Source organism: Pseudomonas donghuensis (assembly GCF_000696345.2).
Lineage (GTDB): Bacteria > Pseudomonadota > Gammaproteobacteria > Pseudomonadales > Pseudomonadaceae > Aquipseudomonas > Aquipseudomonas donghuensis.
Genome location: NZ_CP071706.1, coordinates 1070490 through 1091131 on the forward strand (window position 1 = coordinate 1070490; position 20642 = coordinate 1091131).

Genomic DNA, 20642 nt, shown 5'->3' on the forward strand with positions numbered 1-20642 from the left:
TACCTTGCGATGCACAATCAGATTGCCAGCTTTCGCACGGCGCTGGATGCCCGGCCCGTGTCGCGTTATCAGTGGTTATTGCTGTTGTTACTCGCCTTATTGCTGGTTACCGATGGTTATGATGCTCAGGTGCTGGGCTATGTGATTCCTTCTCTGGCCCAGGACTGGGGCCTGGAGAAGGCCGCATTCGGGCCGGTGTTCAGCGCCAACCTGCTGGGCCTGACCCTCGGTTCGCTGGCGGTGACGCCGCTGGCGGATCGTTTTGGCGTGCGTCGGGTGCTGCTGTGCTGTGTACTGCTGTACTCCAGCCTGACCGTGATGATGGTGTTCGCCAACTCCCTCAACAGCCTGATGCTGGCGCGCTTTGTGTGTGGCATCGGCATGGGCGGGGCGATGCCCAGTGCCATGGCGCTGATGTCCGAGTATGCGCCGCCGCGCTTGCGTACCCTGATGGTCACGCTGGCCGCTTGCGGTTTCTCGCTGGGGGGCGCTGCGGGCGGTTTCGTCGCTGCCGGGTTTATCGACAGCTTCGGCTGGCAGGCGGTGTTCCTCGCCGGCGGTATTGCGCCGCTGCTGTTGTTTCCGTTCCTGGTCTTGTACCTGCCTGAATCCTTGCCCCGCTTGCTGCGTGATGCGCCGCCCTATGCGCGCCTGCTCAAGATCACGGCGAAGATGCTCCCGGGCTGGCAGCCGCCTGCAGCCAGTGCGCAGGCCATGGCAGACAACCAGAACAAGCTCACTGTCGTGGCGCTGTTTCGTGATGGCTACGCCAGGCCGACCCTGTTGATCTGGTCGACCTTCTTCGTCAGCCTGATCCTTTTGTATTTCATGATCAGTTGGCTGCCCTCGCTGCTGCTTGAAAGCGGTCTGGCCCTGAATCAGGCCAACCTGGTGACCTCGATGTTCCTGTTTGCCGGCACCCTGGGTGCGGTGTTCATGGCCTGGTTCGCCGACCGCCTCAAGCGCAAGGTGCGCCTGCTCAGTGCCGTGCTGCTGGCGGCGGCGGTGTTTACCGTGCTGGTCGGCCTGAACCACAGCAACCCGCGCTGGCTGGTGGTCTGCGTGTTCGCCGCCGGTTTCTGCATCATCGGCGGGCAACTGACGCTCAACGCCTTTACCAGCAACTTCTATCCAGCCCAGGTGCGCGCCACCGGCACGGGGTGGGCGCTGGGGGTAGGGCGCTTTGGTTCGATCCTCGGGCCGCTGTTCGGCAGCCTGCTGTTGGCCATGCACCTGCCGGTCGAGCAGATATTCTTCTTCTGCGCGATTCCGGCGGTGCTGGCAGCGTTGTTGATCATTCAGGTGCGCAGCCCGGCCGAGGCGGTCAATGCACCGATGGCGACGCCGGTGGCAAATGACTCAGGCGTTCCGTCAGGCGCAAGCGCTGGATTGGATCGTCACTGAGCAGCAGGGCGTGCTCCAGGTCGAAGCGTTCGGCCTGGGGGCATTCCAGGTGCTGATACAGGGTGGCGCGTGCCATGTAGTCGGCAGCCGTGCCCGGGCCCAACTGCAACACCCGTTCGGCATCCTTCAGGGCTTCGAGGTAGTCATCGTGGCTGGCGTGCAATTGGCGCAGGTTGCGTGACAGGCGCTGGAGCATCTGCATAGGGCTGGCGGTCAGCAGGTGGTCGGCGCTCAGGGCCAGTTGCGGGCCGAACTGACGGCCCAGCAGTTCGCGGCAATCGGCCGGGTACAGGCGCCGCCCGCCACAAGGATCGAGCAGGTGATCGGCGCCTGGCACCCGCAAGAGGAAATGCCCGGGGAAGTTCACGCCCTCAAGGGGGATCGACAGGCCACGGGCCAGTTCCAGGGTCAGCAGGGCCAGGGCCAATGGTTGACCGCGGCGACGCTGCATGACTTTGTCGAGCAGCGCCGACTGGGGCCGCAGGGGGTGGTACTCGTCCTGCTGGAAACCCAGGGCGTTGAGGCGGCGCAACAAGGGTTGGGCCAGTTCGCTGAGCGGCAGCATCGGCAGCCCGGCGCTGACCTCCTGCTGCAATGCCTGAACCTCGGCCAGGACCTGCGCCGGCACCACGCTCTCATCGTGCTCGGCAGCAATCCACAGTGCCGCTTCCAGCAAGGCGACCGGGTCACGTTCAAGGCAAGCCAGGCAGGCGCTACGTGGGTTCATGACAATCTCCGCTCAAGCTTCTGTTGTAGCGCTGGCGCGGCTTTTCGTCCAGTGGTCCGAGTGTTGTCATCAGGCGTGAAAGCGCGACCTATACTGGGATCAGCACCTCATCGAGGAGCCCGTTGATGTTCGCTCTCATGCAAAGCACCCGCACGCAGTCGCTGCACCTGTGCATCGATCCGCCGACCGGCCTCAAAGCAGTGGTCGCCATTCATAGCGAACACCTGGGCCCGGCCATGGGAGGTTGCCGCTACCTGGCTTACCCGGACGACGACAGCGCCATGATCGACGCCATCCGCCTGGCCCAGGGCATGAGTTACAAGGCTGCGCTGGCAGGGTTGCCGTTGGGCGGGGGCAAGGCGGTGATCATTCGCAACCCCCATGTGGAAAACCGTGCAGCCTTGTTCGAGGCGTTCGGGCGCTTTGTCGATACCCTGCAGGGGCGCTTCATTACGGCCGTGGACAGCGGCACCTCGACCCTGGACATGGACTGCATCGCCCAGACCACCCAGCATGTCACCAGCACCACCGCTGCCGGCGACCCCTCGCCGCATGCGGCCATGGGTGTGTTCGCCGGCATTCGCGCTACCTCGATGGCACGCCTGGGCAGCGATAACCTCGAAGGTTTGCGTATTGCCGTGCAGGGCCTGGGCAATGTCGGTTATGCGCTGGCTGAGCAGTTGCATGCAGCGGGTGCCGAGTTGCTGGTCAGTGATCATGACCCGGGGCGGGTGCAACTGGCCATTGAGCAGTTCAATGCCCGGCCGGTGGCCAACGAGATGTTGATCAGCACACCCTGCGACATCTTTGCCCCGTGCGGGATAGGGCCGGTGCTCACGGGGCAGAGCGTGATGCAGTTGCGCTGTGCGGCGGTGGCGGGGGCGGCCAACAACCAGTTGACCACCTTGCAGGTGGCCGATCAGCTGGAAAGCCGCGGCATCCTTTATGCCCCGGATTACGTGATCAATGCCGGCGGGTTGATCTACGTGGCGCTCAGGCACCGTGGCGAGGACCTGAGCACCATTACCGCGCACCTGGCGCGCATCCCCTTGCGCCTGACCGAGGTCTTCGCTCATGCCCAGGCCGAGAAGCGCTCGCCGGCGCGGGTGGCGCAGATGCTGGCCGAGCAGTTGATCTACAACTGAAGACGGTTACTCGGCGGTACTGTCGTTGAGCAACTCGGACAGGGCGTCGGGCTGGCTCTTGAAGGCCTTGGCGAACACATCACGGTTTTTCGCCATATAGATACCGGCATCCTCGACCTGCTGTTCGCTCAGCGAAGGCACGGCTTTCTTCAGGACCTCGGCCAACAGCTCGGCCAGCTCGAGCATCTTGTCGTGACGGTCTGCTTCGGCTTTATCCATGAACAAGCGCTCCAGGTCGCGGCTGCTGCGGTATACCACTTCGACGGCCATTCATCACCTCACATGCCTTTGGTAATCGATGTATTCGATACTGTTTATTTGTACAGTGTTAATGATAGGGTAATCCACAGGACTAAGATAGTGGCAAATCAGTATTCTGCTCTTCGCTTCTCTCCACGAGGGCCTGGCGCGGCACTTTTGCCGCTCTCTATGGTCTGCTTCAGCGTGTAGAATTGCGTATCGGCAGTCGAGCCATCCAGTCTACGAAGGAACAGCAATGAACGAGCAAACATCGCGCCTGAATCGGGAACGGCGCTTTCTGGTACTGCTGGGGGTGATCTGCCTGGCCCTGATCGGCGGGGCGCTGTACATGCAGATCGTGCTGGGCGAGGCGCCATGCCCGCTGTGCATCCTGCAACGCTATGCCTTGCTGCTGATCGCGCTGTTTGCCTTCATCGGTGCGGCCATGCCCGGCAAACGCAGCCTGACCGTGCTCGAAGGCCTGGTGGTGCTCAGCGCCATCGGCGGTATCGCCGCTGCCGGTAATCATGTGTACATTCTGGCCAATCCAGCGGTCAGTTGCGGCATCGATACCCTGCAACCGATCGTCGACGGCCTGCCGCTGGCGTCGGTGCTGCCACTGGTGTTCCAGGTCGATGGTTTCTGCTCCACGCCGTACCCGCCGGTCATGGGCCTGTCCCTGGCGCAATGGGCCCTGGCGGCCTTTATCCTGACCGCCGTTCTGGTGCCTCTGGGCATCTACCGCAACCGCCGCCAGGCTTAGACAAAAGTCATGTATTGACGCAAGTCCGTTGCGCAATGAGATTTGCAAAGTTTGTCGCACCAGACTTGATCCTGATCAAGTCTCGGCCCTTGTAAAACGGGCGTTCCAGGGGTATTGGAAGGGGTGCGACAAACTGTCGCGAAACTGATTTTTCAGGCGCTATTGTTACGTAATCGGTAAAGGACTGTTGCTCAATAAGTCATAGTCAACGATTGGTTACCTATCTACAATCGCCCCCAATTTCCGTTCGGCACCGCTTGCGAGTCGCAGGATTAAAGGAGCCCAGGCTCTTTTCGCTGACTCTGACGAGCATCGCCTGCGGCGATGCCGGGCTGACCCCCCTCCGTGATTTCCCGCACCAAATGGAATTGGTCTGAAGACAGGCCTGTTGCCTACTGAAGTCAAAACAATAAACACCGTAATACCCGGTTTATGCCGAGCCGCCGCAGCTGGCCTCAAGGCATGACCGTATTCGATCCCATAAATGCTGACGCTTGGCAGGACGAAGTGTTGGCGACCAAAACACAAATTGCATTGAAGCAAGCTGCTCTAGAGGTCGTGAGATGAGTAAAAAGCGTTACCCCAGACTGTTTGGCATTCTGCCCTTTTTAGGCATGCTTTTACTCAGTGGGTGCAACTGGACCCTGCTCGACCCGAAGGGCCAGGTCGGCATTGAGCAAAAGAACCTTATCCTGATCGCTACCGGCTTGATGTTGCTGGTGGTGATTCCTGTCATTTTCATGACCCTGGCGTTTGCCTGGAAGTATCGCGCTTCCAACAAGGCAGCCACCTACACCCCGGACTGGTCGCACTCGACCAAGATCGAAGTGGCGGTCTGGACCATCCCGGTGCTGATCATCATTGCCCTGGGTTACGTCACCTACAAGACCACCCATGAGCTGGACCCGTATCGTCCGCTGGTTTCCGACGTGAAGCCGGTGCAGATCGACGTGGTCGCCCTGGACTGGAAATGGCTGTTCATCTACCCGGAACAAGGCATCGCCACGGTCAACAAGATCGTCTTCCCGGCCAACACCCCGGTCAACTTCCGCGTGACCTCCGATTCGGTGATGAACTCCTTCTTCATCCCGGGCCTGGGCGGGCAGATCTACGCAATGGCTGGCATGACCACCAAACTGCACCTGATCGCCAACGAGAACGGTGAGTTCGACGGTATCTCCGCCAACTACAGCGGTGCTGGTTTCACCGGTATGAAGTTCAAGGCAACCGCCACCTCCCAGGCTGATTTCGAAGCATGGGTGAACGAAGTCAAGCAATCGCCTAAACAGCTGGATGCGGCTGAATACGCGGCATTGGCCAAAACGAGCGAAAACAATCCAGTCGCGCTGTACAGCGTGGCCTCGCCTGAGCAGTTCCAGTCCATCGTCGACAAGTACGAAGGCATGAACCGCGGTCGGCCGGTCCACGAAAAAGAGCAGAGCAAAGAAGCGGCCGGTACCGAAGGGATGGACGTGACTATGCATTCAGCTGCTGGGGCAGAGGAGTAAGAGATGTTCGGTAAACTAAGTCTGGATGCGATTCCGTATCACGAGCCGATAGTCATGGTGACACTTGCCATGATCGCGCTCGGCGGTATTGCGTTGATCGGTGCAATCACCTATTTCAAGAAATGGACCTACCTGTGGTCCGAGTGGCTGACTTCGGTCGACCACAAGAAAATCGGGGTGATGTACATCATCGTCGCGATGATCATGCTGCTGCGCGGCTTTGCCGACGCCATCATGATGCGCACGCAGCTGGCCATGGCCACCGGCGGTTCCGAGGGCTACCTGCCTCCCGAACACTATGACCAGATCTTCACCGCTCACGGTGTGATCATGATCATCTTCATGGCAATGCCATTCTTCACCGGCCTGATGAACCTGGCCCTGCCTCTGCAGATCGGTGCACGTGACGTTGCCTTCCCGTTCCTCAACTCCCTGAGCTTCTGGCTGCTGGTGTCCGGCGTCGTGCTGGTCAACGTCTCCCTGGGTGTTGGTGAGTTCGCCAAGACCGGCTGGGTCGCCTATCCACCGCTGGCGGGTATCCAGTACAGCCCTGGCGTGGGTGTCGACTACTACATCTGGGCGCTACAGCTATCGGGTCTGGGTACGACGCTAACGGGTGTCAACTTCCTCGCCACCGTGCTGAAAATGCGCGCCCCTGGCATGAAGCTGATGGACATGCCGATCTTCACCTGGACCTGCACCTGGGCCAACGTGCTGATCGTCGCTTCGTTCCCGATCCTGACCGCTGCACTGGCTCTGCTGACTGTTGACCGTTATCTGGACTTCCACATTTTCACCAACGAGCTTGGTGGGAACCCGATGATGTACGTCAACCTGTTCTGGGCCTGGGGTCACCCTGAGGTTTACATCCTGATCCTGCCGGCCTTCGGTGTGTTCTCGGAAGTCACCTCGACCTTCGCCGGCAAACGCCTGTTTGGCCACAAGTCGATGATCTACGCTTCGGGCGCGATCGCGGTACTGGGCTTTGCGGTATGGCTGCACCACTTCTTCACCATGGGTTCGGGCGCCAGCGTCAACACCTTCTTCGGTCTGGCGACCATGCTGATCTCGATTCCGACCGGGGTGAAGCTGTTCAACTGGCTGTTCACGATCTACCAGGGCCGTCTGCGCTTCACCGCACCGGTGCTGTGGACCCTGGGCTTCATGGTGACCTTCTCGATCGGTGGTATGACCGGCGTACTGCTGGCTGTTCCAGGTGCTGACTTCGTCCTGCACAACAGCCTGTTCGTAATCGCTCACTTCCACAACGTGATCATCGGTGGTGCGGTGTTCGGCTACATTGCCGGCTTCGCCTTCTGGTTCCCGAAAGCCTTCGGTTTCACCCTGAACGAGAAGTGGGGCAAAGCTGCCTTCTGGTTCTGGATCTCCGGTTTCTACGTGGCCTTCATGCCGCTGTACGCACTGGGCTTCATGGGTATGACCCGTCGTCTGAACCACTCCGACAACCCACTGTGGGAACCCTACCTGTACGTAGCCGTGTTCGGCGCCGTGCTGATCCTGTTCGGTATCGCTTGCCAGCTGATCCAGCTGTACGTCTCGATCCGCGACCGCAAGGACAACATGGACGTGACCGGCGACCCATGGGGCGGCCGTACCCTGGAATGGTCGACTTCGTCGCCACCGCCGTTCTACAACTTCGCCAGCATGCCTGAGAATGTCGATCTGGATGCATGGCACGAAACCAAGCAAGCCGGTAAGGCTTACAAGGTTCCAGCCAAGTACGAAGCGATCCACATGCCGAACAACACCTCTACCGGTGTGTTCATGGGTGCCTTGCTCACCGTATTCGGTTTCGCCTTCATCTGGCACATCTGGTGGCTGGTCGGCGCAAGCCTGATCGGTACCATCGCGGTCTTCGTCGCCCACGCTGCTCGTGACGACCAGGGCTACATGGTTTCAGCCGAGGAAGTGGCGCGCATCGAAGGTGAGCGCATGAAGTCCCTGGGCCTGGCTACCGGTACCCCGGTTGGCGCACGTGTCGAATCGTTTGAACGGGTTTAATCAATGTCCAGTCATGTAATTAACGCTGATACTCATGCTCATGGTCACGACCATGGGCATGACGACCACCACCACGACTCGGGCCAGATGACCGTATTCGGTTTCTGGCTGTACCTGATGACCGACTGCATCCTGTTTGCGTCGCTCTTCGCCACCTACGCGGTGCTGTCCGGCAGTTTTGCCGGCGGCCCGTCGGGTCACGACATTTTCCAGCTGGACTTTGTCGCGGTCGAAACCGCACTGCTGCTGTTCTCGAGTATCACCTTCGGCTTCGCCATGTTGCAGATGTTCAAAGGCAACAAGGGCGGCGTGCTGGGCTGGTTGGCTGTCACCTTCCTGTTCGGTGCCGGCTTCATCGCGATGGAAGTCTATGAGTTCCATCACCTGATCGCCGAGGGCTTCGGCCCGCAGCGCAGTGGCTTCCTGTCGGCGTTCTTCGCGCTGGTCGGTACCCACGGCCTGCACGTGACCGCAGGTCTGATCTGGATGGCGGTGATGATGTACCAGATCAACAAGCACGGTATCACCGGTACCGCCAAGACCCGCATGAGCTGCCTGAGCCTGTTCTGGCACTTCCTGGACGTGGTCTGGATCTGCGTGTTCACCGTCGTGTATCTGCTGGGGGTTCTGTAAATGGCTAACGCACATAACAGCCACGCCGAGGGCAACCACGGTAGCGTCAAGTCCTACGTGATCGGTTTCATCCTGTCGGTGATCCTGACGGCGATTCCGTTCGGCCTGGTGATGTTCCCGAGCATGCCGAAGGACATCACGATCATGATCGTGGTGGCCCTGGCGGTCATTCAGGTCGTGGTTCACCTGGTGTACTTCCTGCACATGGACCGTTCCGCCGAGCAGCGCTCCAACGTGTCGACCTTCCTGTTTACAGCGATGGTCATTGCACTGTTGGTCGGCCTGTCGCTGTGGATCATGTTCAGCATCCACACCAGCATGATGGCGAAGTGAGGTAAGACGACATGTCCGTTAAGCACTTTATCCAAATCACCAAACCGGGGATCATTTTCGGTAACGTGCTTTCTGTGGCAGGCGGTTTTTTCCTTGCCGCGCAAGGGCATGTCGACTTCATGCTGTTCCTGGCCACGGTGATTGGCACTTCGCTGGTGGTGGCGTCCGGTTGCGTGTTCAACAACTGCATCGACCGTGACATCGACATCAAGATGGAGCGCACCAAGAACCGTGCGATGGTCCAGGGCCAGATCTCGCTGAACGTCGCGCTGGCCTACGCCACCCTGCTCGGGGTGGCCGGCCTTGGCCTGCTGTATGTGCAGGCCAATGCCCTGGCGGCGCTGTTCGGCCTGATCGGCTTTGTCATCTACGTCGGCTTCTACAGCCTGTACCTCAAGCGCAAATCGGTGCACGGCACCCTGGTGGGCAGCCTGTCCGGTGCCATGCCTCCGGTGATCGGCTACTGCGCGGTGAGCAACAGCTTCGACCTGGCTGCACTGACCCTGCTGGTGATGTTCAGCCTGTGGCAGATGCCGCATTCCTACGCCATTGCGATCTTCCGCTTCAACGACTACCTGGCCGCATCGATTCCGGTGCTGCCGGTCAAGCGTGGGATCCTGGTGGCGAAGAAGCACATCCTCTGGTACATCGTGGCGTTCCTGGTCGCGACCCTGATGCTGACCCTGGGCGGCTACGCGGGCATGAGCTACATGGCCGTTGCCGCCGCCATGGGCATGTACTGGCTGTACATGGCCTGGACCGGCTACAAGGCAGTGGACGATCGCCTGTGGGCACGCAAGCTGTTCGTGTTCTCGATCTTCACCATCACTGCCCTGAGCGTGATGATGTCGCTGGACACCAAGGTGCCGACCGAGCTGTTGCTGACTTACGCGCACTGATTCATCCGCGTGTAACAAAAACGCCCCAGGCTGCAGAGCCTGGGGCGTTTTTGTTTGTGCCGGTGGGCTCATCGCGGGTCAAGCCCGCTCCCACAGGAATTGCATCAACCCTGTAGGAGCGGGCTTGTCCCGCGATCGATAGTGAACGCCACAACGACCGAATCTGCTGTTGACAAGTACCCGGGGTTTGCCGGATTTTAGCGCGGCGCGGGTAAGGAGTATCTGCGTATGGCCAGAGGATGCTGGCCGTGATTGACCACACAAGGGATTGTCCATGACCGAGCCAAACGCCGTTGCTCAACGGGCGTGCCTCGCGCTGCTGCGCGAACGCCATACCTCTGCGCACCTCGATACCGCCTTGCAGGTGCTCGACTGCCTGTTCCGCCGCCGCAGCCTGGCACCGGGCCAGGACGACGAGTTGTCGGCTGAAGTGCTCGAGCCGCATCTGGATAAAGTCCTCAGCGCGATCGAGGCCGGCCAGCGCATCGAAATGGTCCTGCCAGCCTTCCCGGGCAAGTCGCCGAACCGGCAGAAAACCCTCAGCCACCTACCGGACCTTGCCGAGCGTCACGCCATCGACGAACTGCAGCACCTGTGCGCTGAAATCCAGGCGCTGTATGCGCCGGGCGCGTTGATTCACATCTGTTCCGACGGCTACGTGTTTTCCGACCTGGTGCGTGTGCCCGATGCCCACGTCAAGGCTTACACCGACGAAATCCAGCGTTACGCCGAGCAGCATTATCCGCACAGCTTCGCCTTGTTCGATCTCAAGGATGCCTACCCGCAACTGGGCTGCCTGGACTCCATGCGCGAGGAGCTGATGATCGAGTATGGCCAGTCGCTGATCGCACTGGGCCAGCGCTTTCAGGATGAGCCGCACATGATGCTGATGTACTGCGGCATTCACCGTTTTCTGTCCGAGGATTACTCGGGGCTTGCCGAGTTCGCCGGCATGAGCCTCAACGCCGTGAAGAAGATCGCCAAGCCGGCGTCGCAACGGGTGATCCAGCGCAGCGAAGCCTGGAGCGCGCTGTTGCAGGCGCGCTACCCACAGTGCCTGCGGTTGTCGATTCACCCGCAGTTGGCCGTGTCACAGAAGATCGGCATCCGCCTGGTGCCCACCAGCGACCTGTGGCGTACGCCCTGGCACTCGGTAGCGATCAAGCGCCGCGGGGTGGTGATGCTCGACAAGCGCAGCAATATCGACGAGCGCTACAGCCGCCTGGTGTTCCGCCAGGGCCGCCCCTGCCACTACGCCAGTGCGCAATGATGCTTCCAGCATTGACGGCAGATGCCGTGATTTTCGACCTCGACGGTACCTTGGTCGATACCTTGCCGGACATCGTCTGGTGCCTGAACCGGGTGCTGCAGGATCAGGGCTATCAGCCGCTGCCACGGGAGACCATCAGCGCCTATGTCGGCGGTGGAACCGGGGCGATGCTCGAGCGTGTCGCCGCGCGCCTGGGCATTGCCGATGACAAGGCCCTGCATACCCATTACATCGCCTGCTACCAGCAGCACCTGGTGCAGTTCTCGCGACCGTTCGAGGGCGTGCTGGAAATGCTCGAGGGCTGTCGCCAATTGCAATTGCCGATGGCCATCGTCACCAACAAGGCCCACGACATGGCGTTGCAGGTGGCTGGGCAGCTGTTCCCCTCAAACACCTTCGAAATCGTTCTTGGCCAGCGCCGTGGCCACCCGCTCAAACCCCAGCCGGATGCTGCCCTGGAAGCGGCCCGGCATCTGGCGGTGGAACCCTCCCGCTGCCTGTTCGTCGGCGATACCGTCATCGACCTGATGACCGCACGCGCAGCCGGCATGCACGCCGCTGGCGTGACCTGGGGCTACGGTCGGGCCTATGCCTTGCAAGCACAGACGGCGGACCTGTACTGCGATCAACCGGCAGACCTGCTGCATGCCGTGCAGCGGGCCAACCCAACCTGCGTGGCTGGCGCTATTGCCAGCCCGCTCTGATACACCACCTCTCAAGGAAGAAAGGTCATGCAACACAAGGACACCTGGATCAAGGCGGTCAGCGATGTGCTGGCAGGTTATCTGCTCAAGGACAACGACGATCGGTTCGACAGGGCAGGTCGGGCCAGCCTGGCCACCAGCCTTGCCCACTTCTACGATCAACAGGCGCCGGTACGCCTGGTGTTGCCGGGCTTCCCGTGCAAGTCGCCGAATGCCCGCGACCAGACGTTCGGTGTGCTGCCAGATTACGGCGAAGCCATGGCCATCGAGCGTCTGGACCAACTGGGCCAGGAGATCGCGGCGCTGTACGCGCCAGGTTGCGTGGTATCGATCCTGAGTGACGGCACGACCTTCAACGATATCGTCGGCGTGCCCGACGACGTGCGCAAAGCCTACAACCAGGCATTGCGCGAGTTGTGCACCACCCACACGATCAACTGGGTAAGCATGGAAGACCTGTTCCCCCAGGCCAGCAGCGCCGATGCCGTGCGCGCCACGCTGGTCAAGCAGGCCCGGCTGCCGTGGAAGAACGTCGAGGCGCTGATCGCGCAGAGTCGCCATGACGAGACCCTCAGTCATGCCCACGACAAGCTCTGCAGCCACCTCTACAACGACCTGCGTCTGTGCCGCGAAGCGGGGCAGAGCGAAGACGAGCACCTGCTGCAGATCGGCTACAAGGCCTATCAGATGATGTTCCGCGGGCAAGCGCTGAATGCCGCGGTCAATCGCTTCTTCCCGGACGACATTCGTCTGTCGGTGCATCAGTACGACAATGCCGGGCCGAAGTTCACCCTGGCCTTGGCTGATGGCCTGACACGGGTTTCCAGCCCCTGGCATGCGGTGCCGGTGCGTCATCTGGATGGCAGCCAAACGCTGCGCACCCGGGCTGAAGTGGATATCGACCGGCACCTGCTGGTGCAGTACCAGGGGCGCCCCTGGCTGTACCACGAAACCACCGGCGAGGCGCTGCAGGGCTTTGAATTCGAGCTCCAGAAGCGCCCGTTGTTCGGCTTGCTGGTACGCGCCCCCTTGGGCCTGGGCTTTGAGCGTTTCTCGACGCAATTGCTCGAAGCCTTGGTGGAAACCTTCGGTTTTGTCTGCCTGCGCGGCTGCACCTTCGAAGACCGCGACAGCTTCGCCCGCGATTGCGAACGTTTCGGCACCATCTACCAATGGGCCTTCGGCAAGGTGCATGTGGTCAAGCCGGCGGACAAGCCCGAGGGCGTGGTGCACTCGCTGGAGAAGACGCCACTGCATTGGGACCTGAACATGCTGCCGGCCAGCGATGCCCAGGTGCAGCGTGATCCGAAGTTCTGCGCGAGCAAGTTCATGCTCTATTGCAAGACCGCGCCGCAGCCGGGTGAAGGCCAGACCACCATCGTCGACAGCCGCAATGCCCTGCGCAAGGTCGGCAGCCAGGTAGCCCGGCAATGGCAGGCCGTGGACATTACCTATTACACGCGCATGACCTACTTCGGTGGCTCGCCGCGTAGCTACAGCCTGGTGGACCTGCACCCGCGCACCGGTGAACGTATTTTGCGCTACCAGGAAGGCACCGAGTCGACCCTGCAGACCTTGAGCCAGGAAGTGCACGGGTTCGAGGCGCAAGCCCAGCAGGCTTTGCTCGAGCAGCTCAATGCGCTGGTCTATGACGAGGATTGCCTGATCGCCCATGAGTGGGTCGAGGGCGATCTGGTATTGATCGACAACTACCAGACCCTGCATGGTCGCTTGCCGATGTCGCCGGCTTCGGCTTCGCGCGAGCTCTGGCGGGTTCAGGTCTACTGAGGCGCTGACCCTGGCAGCGGGGTGCCCGCTGTCAGGGTTTCTTTCCGTCTGTCGGTGGCGCTCGGGCTGCAATAGCGTGTGCTGGTCCTCAACCTGACAGGATCATGACATGAGCATTTTGACCGTTTACTTTTGTGGCACCGGCTCTCATCGTTTCGACGACAAGAACCCCAACTTCTGGAATGGCGAGCTGGTTTCGACCCTGGCCTCCAACGACCAGGGCAAGGAGTATGCCCACTGGATTGCCGTCGACGGCCCAGGCAGTGGCAACCTGCAGGCCGATGAGTTGTTCGTGGAGCCAGGTGGCTACTACAACTGGAACCAGACCCTGTTTGGCAAAGGCTGGGAGGAAAATGTCCAGCATGCACTGCAGATCATCAAGGGCGAGAGCAACTGGCAGCGCACGGAACTGAGTGAGGAGGAGTATCAGCGCCTGAAAGCCGCTGGCGTCCCAATCCCCAACTCGACGGCAACGGCTTCCTGGTTCTGGCGCACCTACAACTACGGCAACCGCAAGATTACGCCGCAAATGCTCCAGGAGCAGATCATCAAGCAATTTCGCAAGGACGGCATCATCCCCACCCAGGTCAACCTGGTGGGGTGGAGCCGAGGCGGCGTCAGCTGTCACATGCTGGCCAATGCCCTGCTTGGCGATAGTGAGTTGAAGAAGCTTGCGGTGAATATTTTCGCCATCGATCCGGTACCAGGCATTGGCAACTTCGACCACCACCGGGTGCAACTGGGCGAAAACGTCAAGCAGTACGTTGGCTTCTTCTCCCGCGACGAACGCTCCAAAGGTTTCTCCTGCGTGATCCCCAAGACCCATGCCAGCACCCGTTGCCATGTCTACCCGATGCCCGGGCGCCATGCCACTCTGGTGGGCAATGCTGCAGCCGATGGTGCCGCCGGTGGCAAGGTGCTGGCCGAGCCGGGCCTGATCGTTCGCCATTTTGCTGAAGTGTGCCTGACCCGTTGGGGAGTGAAACTGCAGAAAATGCTCAACCTCGGCGAGCGCGACCTGCAGGCCTATCACCAGGTGCTCGCGCGCGACGACAGCAAGTACCAGGCAATGCGCACGCATTCCTACACCGTGCTGACCGAGTCGGAGAAGGGCGAGCGGGCTGTTTCGCTGGGCAGCCAGGGCGCTGGCTTCTCTGCGGTGAAGGGCGGCACCTTGATGCCGCCTGCCGGGTTGGCAGCGCCTATCACCTGGCAGGCATCTTCCTACCAGGAAATTCGCTGAGACATGGCTTAGAAATCGTAGCGAGCGCTGACACTCACGTTGCGTGGGTCGCCGTAGTAGTAGGAGTTATAGAAGCCGACGTTGGTGAAGTACTTCTTGTCGAACAGGTTGTTCAGGTTGACCTGGCCGCAGAGGCTGTCGGTGAACTGATACCGGGTCATCAGGTCGACCAGCCAGTAGGCTTCCTGGGTGTAGTCTTCCCGGCCGCGAACCGGGTTGTTCACCGCTTGCCATGACTTGCCCTGCCAGCGCGCGCCACCCCCAACGGTCATGCGCTCCAGCTCGCCGGGCAGCTTGTAGCTGGTGAACAGGCTGACCTGGTCCTCCGGTTCCCAGGTAGAGATCTTGTCGCCATCGTCATCGCGAATGACCTTGTGGGTATAACCGGCCTGCACCTGCCAGCCGCGGGCCAGCTCCCCGGAAATCTCCGCTTCGTAGCCTTTGGACTTGGCCTTGGTCGCCACATAGGGGCTCAGAACCTGTGACGGTTGCCCGCTGCGGTCCTGTTCGGCGCGGTTGTCTTCATGGATCTCGAAGTAGGCCAGGCTGGCATTGAGGCGCCCGTCGAACCATTCGCCCTTCAGACCGACTTCATAGTTGTCGCCCTCGTTGGGCTCCAGGGTCTTGCCAAAGCGATCCTGGCTGGACTGCGGGTTGAAAATGCTGGTGTAGCTGGCATAGACGGCGTAGGTCGGATTGAGATCGTAGACCACGCCCGCGTAAGGCACGGCGCGTCCGCTTTCCTTCTGATCGCTGTCGCCGGAGCGGGTGAAGTTGGCAAACCGGCTCCCGAGGATCAGTGCCAGATCATCAGTGGGCTTGAAACGCGCAGTGATGTAGCTGGCAGTCTGGCGGGTGGTCAGGTCGTCGGTGCGCGACAGCTTCCAGTCCGGTTCGGCAATGTTGCCGTTCCAGGTGTAGAAGTTGTCGACCCGGTTGTTGTAACCCGCCGCCGCGTCATAGGCCTTGGCATCGAACCTGGCCCGCGAATAGCTGGTGCCGACCACCAATTCGTGCTCGCGCCCGAACAGCTCGAAAGGGCCGGTGGCATAGAGCTCTGCGGTGTCGGTTTTGGTTTCGCCGGTGAACTTGCCCGAGTACAGGGCGCTGCCGCTGCCCGTGCGAGGGTTGGGGGCACCGCCGCTGAGAGAGCCGAGCCTTGCGTGGTAACCGTTGAGCTTGTGGCTCAGCTCGAACTTGGCGACCCAGTCGCTGGCAAAGTGCCGTTCCAGGCTGGCAAATGCGGTACGGGTGTATTGCTCCCAACGGCTCCACTGCGCCCCCGGATTGAACGAACGCGAAACCTTGTTCAGGTTGCCATCGCTGTTGAATATCGGGATGGCCGCCCAACTGGAGCCCCTGGGGTCGTTGTCCTGGTAGTCGGCGCCCAACGTCAGCAGGGTGTCGTCATCCAGGTCCATTTCGACAATGCCGTAGTAGACGCTGGTCTTGCGTTCATAGTGATCCTGGAACGAGTGTTTGTCCTGGAAGGCGGCCACGGCCCGAGCCCGCACGCTGGCGCTGTCGTTGAGTGCGCCAGAGACATCGAGCTCGCTGCGGTAGTTGTCCCAGGAGCCACCGCTGGCGCCGATATGGGCATTGAAGTCGGCGGTGGGTTTCTTGCGTACGAAGTTGATCGCTGCACCAGGTTTGCCGGCACCGGAAAGCAGGCCGTTGGCGCCCTTGATCACCTCGATGCGGTCGTAGATGGCAGTGTCGCTGAGGTTGTTGCCGGCGGCGTTGACGCCGTTATCCAGGGTGGGAATGCCGTCGTACTGGTAGTTCTGGATCGAATAGCCACGGGAATAGTAGGTGGTGCGCTCGCTGTCCAGTCTCGATACCGTGATGCCCGGTGTATGGCGCATCACCTCGTCGATGGCGTTGAGATTGAAGTCATCCATGAACTGGCGGGTGACCACCGAGATCGACTGCGGAGTCTGCTTGGGGGTCAACACCAGGCGGGTGGCAGTGGCGATGGTGCCCGGGGTGTAACTGCCGTTGCCTTCGGTGATGGTCCCCAGTTGGTTACTGATGACCCGGGTTTCGCCAAGTTCCCACACATGATGGTGATGAACGTCGACAGGTTCAGTGTCGTCTTCTGGCGTGGCTGCGTGCAGCCCGGCACTGGCGGCACATAGCGCGATGGCAAGAAGTGTCGGTGTGAACGGGAGGTGCTGGGGGAGGGGGGGAAGCATTGCAGTTCCTTTGAATGCTGGCTAATTAATAAATGTGATACAAATGATTCTCATTATGGTGTCAGGACTGTAATGCAAAAGAAAGGCTTGGCGAGGTATTTTTCTGCAGTTACTGGACACCCGGCGGGCAAAGGCTCTATGGTTTGCCTCGGCCACCGCAGTGGCCAACGTCGCTCGGACGGTTCCGGGCGCTTACGTCTTCGAGGAAGCCATGGCTGACCAAGGTTCGCCGCGCCGCTTTGCGCGCATTGATCGTCTCCCCCCCTACGTCTTCAACATCACTGCCGAGCTCAAGATGGCCGCGCGCCGTCGTGGCGAGGACATCATCGACCTGAGCATGGGCAACCCCGACGGCGCCACGCCGCCGCACATCGTCGAGAAACTGGTGCAGGTCGCCCAGCGTGAAGACACCCACGGCTACTCGACTTCCCGCGGTATCCCACGCCTGCGCCGGGCGATCTCGCGCTGGTACAAGGACCGCTACGAGGTCGAGATCGACCCGGAAAGCGAAGCCATCGTCACCATCGGCTCCAAGGAAGGCCTGGCGCACCTAATGCTCGCCACCCTTGACCATGGCGACACCGTGCTGGTGCCCAACCCCAGCTACCCGATTCACATCTACGGGGCGGTGATAGCCGGTGCCCAGGTGCGTTCGGTGCCGTTGATTCCGGGGGTGGATTTCTTCAACGAGCTGGAGCGGGCAATCCGCGAAACCATCCCGAAACCGAAGATGATGATCCTTGGCTTTCCCTCCAACCCGACCGCGCAGTGCGTCGAGCTGGACTTCTTCGAACGGGTGGTGGCCCTGGCCAAGCAGTACGACGTGCTGGTGATCCACGACCTGGCCTACGCCGACATCGTCTACGACGGCTGGAAAGCACCGTCGATCATGCAGGTGCCGGGGGCCAAGGACATTGCCGTGGAGTTCTTCACCCTGTCCAAGAGCTACAACATGGCCGGCTGGCGGATCGGCTTCATGGTCGGCAACCCCGAGCTGGTCAGCGCCCTGGCACGCATCAAGAGCTACCACGACTACGGCACCTTCACCCCGCTGCAGGTCGCGGCCATTGCCGCGCTGGAAGGCGATCAGCAGTGTGTGCTCGATATCGCCGAGCAGTATCGCCAGCGTCGCAACGTGCTGGTCAAGGGCCTGCACGAGTTGGGCTGGATGGTCGAGAACCCCAAGGCGTCGATGTACGTCTGGGCGAAAATCCCCGAAGAGTACGCGCACCTGGGGTCGCTGGAGTTTTCCAAGAAGCTGCTGGCCGAGGCCAAGGTCTGCGTGTCGCCGGGCATCGGCTTTGGTGATTATGGCGACGACCATGTGCGCTTTGCCCTGATCGAGAACCAGGACCGCATCCGTCAGGCGGTGCGCGGCATCCGGCAGATGTTCAGGGCTGATGGTGTGGGCAGCAAGCCGGCCCAGAAATAAGCGTACAGGCCATCGCGGGTCAATCCCGCTCCTACAGTGGGAGCGGGATTGCCGCAGCGAAACAACCGTCCGTCAGCGGCGATTTATTTCTGCAATACCCCCCTTCTCAAACATCCGGCAAAGCATAGAATGGCGGCGGGTTTCTCCCTATAACGATAATCAACCTCCCCCCTTCTGATCATGTCCGAACATAATCCTTGTTTGAACTGCGGCGCCTGCTGCGGGTATTTCCGTGTGTCTTTCTTCTGGGGTGAGTGCACGTCGGCGGGTGGTGTCGTGCCCGACGATCTGGTGGTCCAGATCAGCCCCAGCCGCGTGGCGATGATCGGCACCGACAGCAAGCCCTGTCGCTGCATCGGGCTCGAAGGCGAGATTGGCAAAGGTGTGAGCTGCACCTTGTATGAACAACGCTCCAGCCCGTGCCGGGAGTTCGACGCGGCCTGGGTCAATGGCGAAGCCAACCCCAGCTGCGATGCGGCCCGCGCCGCCTATGGGCTGCCACCGCTCGAGGCCAACGAACCGATCTGGCCGGACGAGGGCGCTGAAGTCGCCTGAGGCGCGGCTTGAGGGGTACACTGGCGGGTTCATGAATCGGACAGGAGGTCCCGCGTGACCCGCATGTACAGTTTTCCCGCTGACCTGTGCCTGGAAAGCCCGCGCTTGCAACTGCGCCCGATGGTGCTCGAGGATGCCGACGCATGGTTTGCCATCATGGCCGACCCGCAGGTCATGCGTTACTGGCACCACCGTCCCTGGCAAGCGCTGACCGAGGCACGGGCGGCATTGGCCGAAGACCGCGCCGCCTATGCCGCTGGGCAGATGCTGAAGCTGGGCATCTACCGGCGCGACACCAGCGAACTGATCGGCATGAGCCAATTGTTCAACCTGGAGCCCACTTCGCGCCGCGGGGAAATCGGCTACTGCCTGGCCAGTGCTGCCCAAGGCCGTGGTTTCATGGACGAGGCGCTGACCTGTTTCATTGACTACCTGGCTCACGGCCTGCACTTGCGGCGCCTGGAGGCCGAAATCGACCCGCGCAACCACGGCTCGGCACGCACCCTGGAGCGTCAGGGGTTTGTGCTCGAAGGGTTGCTGCGCCAGCGCTGGTGTGTCGCCGGTGAGCTGTCGGACTCGGGGCTATACGGGCTGCTGCTCGATCAGGCGCCAATGGAAGGTTGAATACTCAAGCGCGACAGCGCAGTCTGCGCTATTGTCGCGCGCTCTTTGACCAGCCAAATGGATTTACTGGTGCCCCTGAACTACCTGACCCTCAGCCTCGCCTGCTACCTGACCTGCCTGTTCCTTGAGGCTTGTGCCCGTGAGCACGATGTGATGCGTGGCATGCACGCCCTGGCCCTGGGGGTCTTGGGCGGCTCCTTCTGGTATGCCAATCCGCTGTATTTCGCCGCCCTGGTGATGCACCGCAAACAACCACGGGTGGCCCTGTACCTGGGGTGCGCTGCGCTGTTGCTCAGTGGCTCGATGGTGCCGCTGGGCTGGTTCGACTTGACCCCGGTACCCGATTCGCCCAACGGTCCGGGGCTGCTGATCGGCTACTACGTGTGGTTGCTGGCGATGGCGCTGTTCATCCTTGGCCAGTGGCGCTACCGCCAGGAACCTGCGGGTAGCAGCAGGGTACCGCTGCTGGGCTGGCCGGGCTGGGTGCTGGTCGCTGGCATCGTAGTCAGTGTGCCGCTGGCATTCACGCCCTGGAGTAAAGTGCCGTTTCGGTCGGTCCCCGAGCAGGTACCGTGCATTGAGTGCGGAGGCAACTGATGGCCCGTTTCTACGTTGCAATCACCCTGGCGTTGTACCTGTTGAGCCTGTGCTTCAAAGCGATCTACCTGTCGGCTGACGGCTCTCTGCATGCTTTGCAGGTGCTGCTGCTCGGGCCTTGGGGCATTGTCATGCAGATCTACGGCTGGTTTGCCAACCCGTTGCTGGGGCTGGCGATCCTGATGCACCGGCGTTGGCGCTGGCTGGCCCTGGTGCTTGGCCTTGGCGCGCTGTACCTGGCACTCAGCGCGCTGCAAGTCGAGCGTCTGCCAGACAATCACAGCTACAGTTTTCTCGACGTCACCGGCTTTGGCCCCGGTTATTACGTCTGGCTGCTATCGATCGGCTTCTTCTGCGTAGCGCAGGCCTGGTGGTGCCGACAGGGGGTCAAAGGCGCGCAGATGCCGGGTTGGCACTGGCTTGATGGCGGCCTGGCAATCGTGCTCAACATTGCCATCGTCTACGCGATCCAGACGCCTAGCCTGCACTTTCAGCTAAAGAAAGTGATCGAGCCACCGACGCCGGTCCAGATCGACAAGGGCGCCATCTAGCATGCCGAC

20 protein-coding genes are annotated in these 20642 nt (G+C 61.1%); 17 read left to right on the forward strand and 3 right to left on the reverse strand.

The features are described from left to right. Nucleotides 1-9 precede the first annotated feature (9 nt). Nucleotides 10-1404, forward strand: coding sequence for an MFS transporter (locus BV82_RS04865; protein ID WP_010223521.1), 1395 nt, complete (start codon nucleotides 10-12; stop codon nucleotides 1402-1404). Here BV82_RS04865 and BV82_RS04870 read toward each other — a convergent pair. Further along, nucleotides 1325-2131, reverse strand: coding sequence for a SirB1 family protein (locus BV82_RS04870; protein ID WP_010223520.1), 807 nt, complete (start codon nucleotides 2129-2131; stop codon nucleotides 1325-1327). The two genes, BV82_RS04865 and BV82_RS04870, sit on opposite strands and share 80 nt — an antisense overlap. A gap of 125 nt (nucleotides 2132-2256) precedes the next feature. On the opposite strand from BV82_RS04870, the gene BV82_RS04875 reads away from it, so the two are divergent. Then, the gene (locus tag BV82_RS04875; RefSeq protein WP_010223519.1) at nucleotides 2257-3276 is read left to right on the forward strand and encodes a Leu/Phe/Val dehydrogenase; all 1020 of its coding nucleotides are present in this window, start codon (nucleotides 2257-2259) and stop codon (nucleotides 3274-3276) included. 6 nt (nucleotides 3277-3282) lie between these two features. Here BV82_RS04875 and BV82_RS04880 read toward each other — a convergent pair whose 3' ends face one another. Beyond that, nucleotides 3283-3546 carry a YebG family protein gene (locus BV82_RS04880; protein WP_010223518.1) on the reverse strand — a complete coding sequence of 88 codons (264 nt, stop codon included), beginning with the start codon at nucleotides 3544-3546 and terminating at the stop codon, nucleotides 3283-3285. Between the two features lie 226 nt (nucleotides 3547-3772). Here BV82_RS04880 and BV82_RS04885 point away from each other — a divergent pair, with 226 nt between their 5' ends. From BV82_RS04885 to BV82_RS04930, 10 genes are all read left to right on the forward strand, one after another. Next, nucleotides 3773-4279, forward strand: a complete 507-nt coding sequence (locus BV82_RS04885) for a disulfide bond formation protein B (protein ID WP_010223517.1) — start codon at nucleotides 3773-3775, stop codon at nucleotides 4277-4279. Nucleotides 4280-4842: 563 nt separating this feature from the next. Further along, nucleotides 4843-5787, forward strand: a complete 945-nt coding sequence (cyoA, locus tag BV82_RS04890) for a ubiquinol oxidase subunit II (protein ID WP_010223516.1) — start codon at nucleotides 4843-4845, stop codon at nucleotides 5785-5787. A 3-nt stretch (nucleotides 5788-5790) separates the two neighbouring features. Further along, nucleotides 5791-7809: a cytochrome o ubiquinol oxidase subunit I gene (gene cyoB, locus BV82_RS04895; RefSeq protein ID WP_036993882.1), complete on the forward strand. Its 2019-nt coding sequence runs from the start codon at nucleotides 5791-5793 to the stop codon at nucleotides 7807-7809. A 3-nt stretch (nucleotides 7810-7812) separates the two neighbouring features. After that, a complete protein-coding gene (locus BV82_RS04900) occupies nucleotides 7813-8442 on the forward strand; it encodes a cytochrome o ubiquinol oxidase subunit III (protein WP_026001353.1) in 630 nt (209 codons plus the stop codon). Further along, nucleotides 8443-8775 (forward strand): cytochrome o ubiquinol oxidase subunit IV, encoded by a 333-nt coding sequence (cyoD, locus tag BV82_RS04905; RefSeq protein ID WP_010223513.1) that lies wholly within the window; start codon nucleotides 8443-8445, stop codon nucleotides 8773-8775. It begins immediately after the preceding gene. A gap of 11 nt (nucleotides 8776-8786) precedes the next feature. After that, on the forward strand, nucleotides 8787-9674 hold the full coding sequence (gene cyoE / locus BV82_RS04910) for a heme o synthase (protein WP_010223512.1): 888 nt from the start codon (nucleotides 8787-8789) through the stop codon (nucleotides 9672-9674). A gap of 274 nt (nucleotides 9675-9948) precedes the next feature. Next, entirely contained in the window at nucleotides 9949-10944 is a 996-nt protein-coding gene (locus BV82_RS04915; protein ID WP_010223511.1) for an isocyanide synthase family protein, read from the forward strand. Next, entirely contained in the window at nucleotides 10944-11648 is a 705-nt protein-coding gene (locus BV82_RS04920; RefSeq protein WP_036993883.1) for an HAD family hydrolase, read from the forward strand. Before BV82_RS04915 ends, BV82_RS04920 begins: the two co-directional genes overlap by 1 nt. Nucleotides 11649-11675: 27 nt before the next feature. Next, a complete protein-coding gene (locus BV82_RS04925) occupies nucleotides 11676-13436 on the forward strand; it encodes an isocyanide synthase family protein (RefSeq protein WP_010223509.1) in 1761 nt (586 codons plus the stop codon). Between the two features lie 109 nt (nucleotides 13437-13545). Beyond that, nucleotides 13546-14679, forward strand: coding sequence for a hypothetical protein (locus BV82_RS04930; protein ID WP_010223508.1), 1134 nt, complete (start codon nucleotides 13546-13548; stop codon nucleotides 14677-14679). Between the two features lie 8 nt (nucleotides 14680-14687). Here BV82_RS04930 and BV82_RS04935 read toward each other — a convergent pair whose 3' ends face one another. Further along, nucleotides 14688-16874 (reverse strand): TonB-dependent siderophore receptor, encoded by a 2187-nt coding sequence (locus BV82_RS04935; RefSeq protein ID WP_081839610.1) that lies wholly within the window; start codon nucleotides 16872-16874, stop codon nucleotides 14688-14690. A 211-nt stretch (nucleotides 16875-17085) separates the two neighbouring features. Between BV82_RS04935 and alaC the strand changes: the two genes are divergently transcribed. The 5 genes from alaC (at nucleotide 17086) to BV82_RS04960 (ending at nucleotide 20633) form a co-directional block, all read left to right on the forward strand. After that, the gene (alaC, locus tag BV82_RS04940; protein WP_010223506.1) at nucleotides 17086-18306 is read left to right on the forward strand and encodes an alanine transaminase; all 1221 of its coding nucleotides are present in this window, start codon (nucleotides 17086-17088) and stop codon (nucleotides 18304-18306) included. A gap of 180 nt (nucleotides 18307-18486) precedes the next feature. Further along, a complete protein-coding gene (locus BV82_RS04945) occupies nucleotides 18487-18861 on the forward strand; it encodes a YkgJ family cysteine cluster protein (protein WP_010223505.1) in 375 nt (124 codons plus the stop codon). Between the two features lie 54 nt (nucleotides 18862-18915). Continuing rightward, nucleotides 18916-19485, forward strand: a complete 570-nt coding sequence (locus tag BV82_RS04950) for a GNAT family N-acetyltransferase (protein WP_036993887.1) — start codon at nucleotides 18916-18918, stop codon at nucleotides 19483-19485. A gap of 69 nt (nucleotides 19486-19554) precedes the next feature. After that, a complete protein-coding gene (locus BV82_RS04955; RefSeq protein ID WP_145997583.1) occupies nucleotides 19555-20082 on the forward strand; it encodes a hypothetical protein in 528 nt (175 codons plus the stop codon). Then, entirely contained in the window at nucleotides 20082-20633 is a 552-nt protein-coding gene (locus BV82_RS04960; protein WP_036993889.1) for a hypothetical protein, read from the forward strand. The genes BV82_RS04955 and BV82_RS04960 overlap by 1 nt, the downstream gene beginning before the upstream one ends. Nucleotides 20634-20642 lie beyond the last annotated feature (9 nt).

Coding starts and splice junctions, on each gene's coding strand:
- BV82_RS04945 (WP_010223505.1), top strand. CDS start 18,487: ATGTCCGAACATAATCCTTGTTTGAACTGCGGCGCCTGCTGCGGGTAT.
- cyoA (WP_010223516.1), top strand. CDS start 4,843: ATGAGTAAAAAGCGTTACCCCAGACTGTTTGGCATTCTGCCCTTTTTA.
- BV82_RS04915 (WP_010223511.1), top strand. CDS start 9,949: ATGACCGAGCCAAACGCCGTTGCTCAACGGGCGTGCCTCGCGCTGCTG.
- BV82_RS04875 (WP_010223519.1), top strand. CDS start 2,257: ATGTTCGCTCTCATGCAAAGCACCCGCACGCAGTCGCTGCACCTGTGC.
- BV82_RS04885 (WP_010223517.1), top strand. CDS start 3,773: ATGAACGAGCAAACATCGCGCCTGAATCGGGAACGGCGCTTTCTGGTA.
- alaC (WP_010223506.1), top strand. CDS start 17,086: ATGGCTGACCAAGGTTCGCCGCGCCGCTTTGCGCGCATTGATCGTCTC.
- cyoB (WP_036993882.1), top strand. CDS start 5,791: ATGTTCGGTAAACTAAGTCTGGATGCGATTCCGTATCACGAGCCGATA.
- BV82_RS04865 (WP_010223521.1), top strand. CDS start 10: ATGCACAATCAGATTGCCAGCTTTCGCACGGCGCTGGATGCCCGGCCC.
- BV82_RS04920 (WP_036993883.1), top strand. CDS start 10,944: ATGCTTCCAGCATTGACGGCAGATGCCGTGATTTTCGACCTCGACGGT.
- BV82_RS04880 (WP_010223518.1), bottom strand. CDS start 3,546: ATGGCCGTCGAAGTGGTATACCGCAGCAGCCGCGACCTGGAGCGCTTG.
- BV82_RS04935 (WP_081839610.1), bottom strand. CDS start 16,874: ATGCTTCCCCCCCTCCCCCAGCACCTCCCGTTCACACCGACACTTCTT.
- BV82_RS04870 (WP_010223520.1), bottom strand. CDS start 2,131: ATGAACCCACGTAGCGCCTGCCTGGCTTGCCTTGAACGTGACCCGGTC.
- BV82_RS04925 (WP_010223509.1), top strand. CDS start 11,676: ATGCAACACAAGGACACCTGGATCAAGGCGGTCAGCGATGTGCTGGCA.
- cyoE (WP_010223512.1), top strand. CDS start 8,787: ATGTCCGTTAAGCACTTTATCCAAATCACCAAACCGGGGATCATTTTC.
- BV82_RS04900 (WP_026001353.1), top strand. CDS start 7,813: ATGTCCAGTCATGTAATTAACGCTGATACTCATGCTCATGGTCACGAC.
- cyoD (WP_010223513.1), top strand. CDS start 8,443: ATGGCTAACGCACATAACAGCCACGCCGAGGGCAACCACGGTAGCGTC.
- BV82_RS04930 (WP_010223508.1), top strand. CDS start 13,546: ATGAGCATTTTGACCGTTTACTTTTGTGGCACCGGCTCTCATCGTTTC.
- BV82_RS04960 (WP_036993889.1), top strand. CDS start 20,082: ATGGCCCGTTTCTACGTTGCAATCACCCTGGCGTTGTACCTGTTGAGC.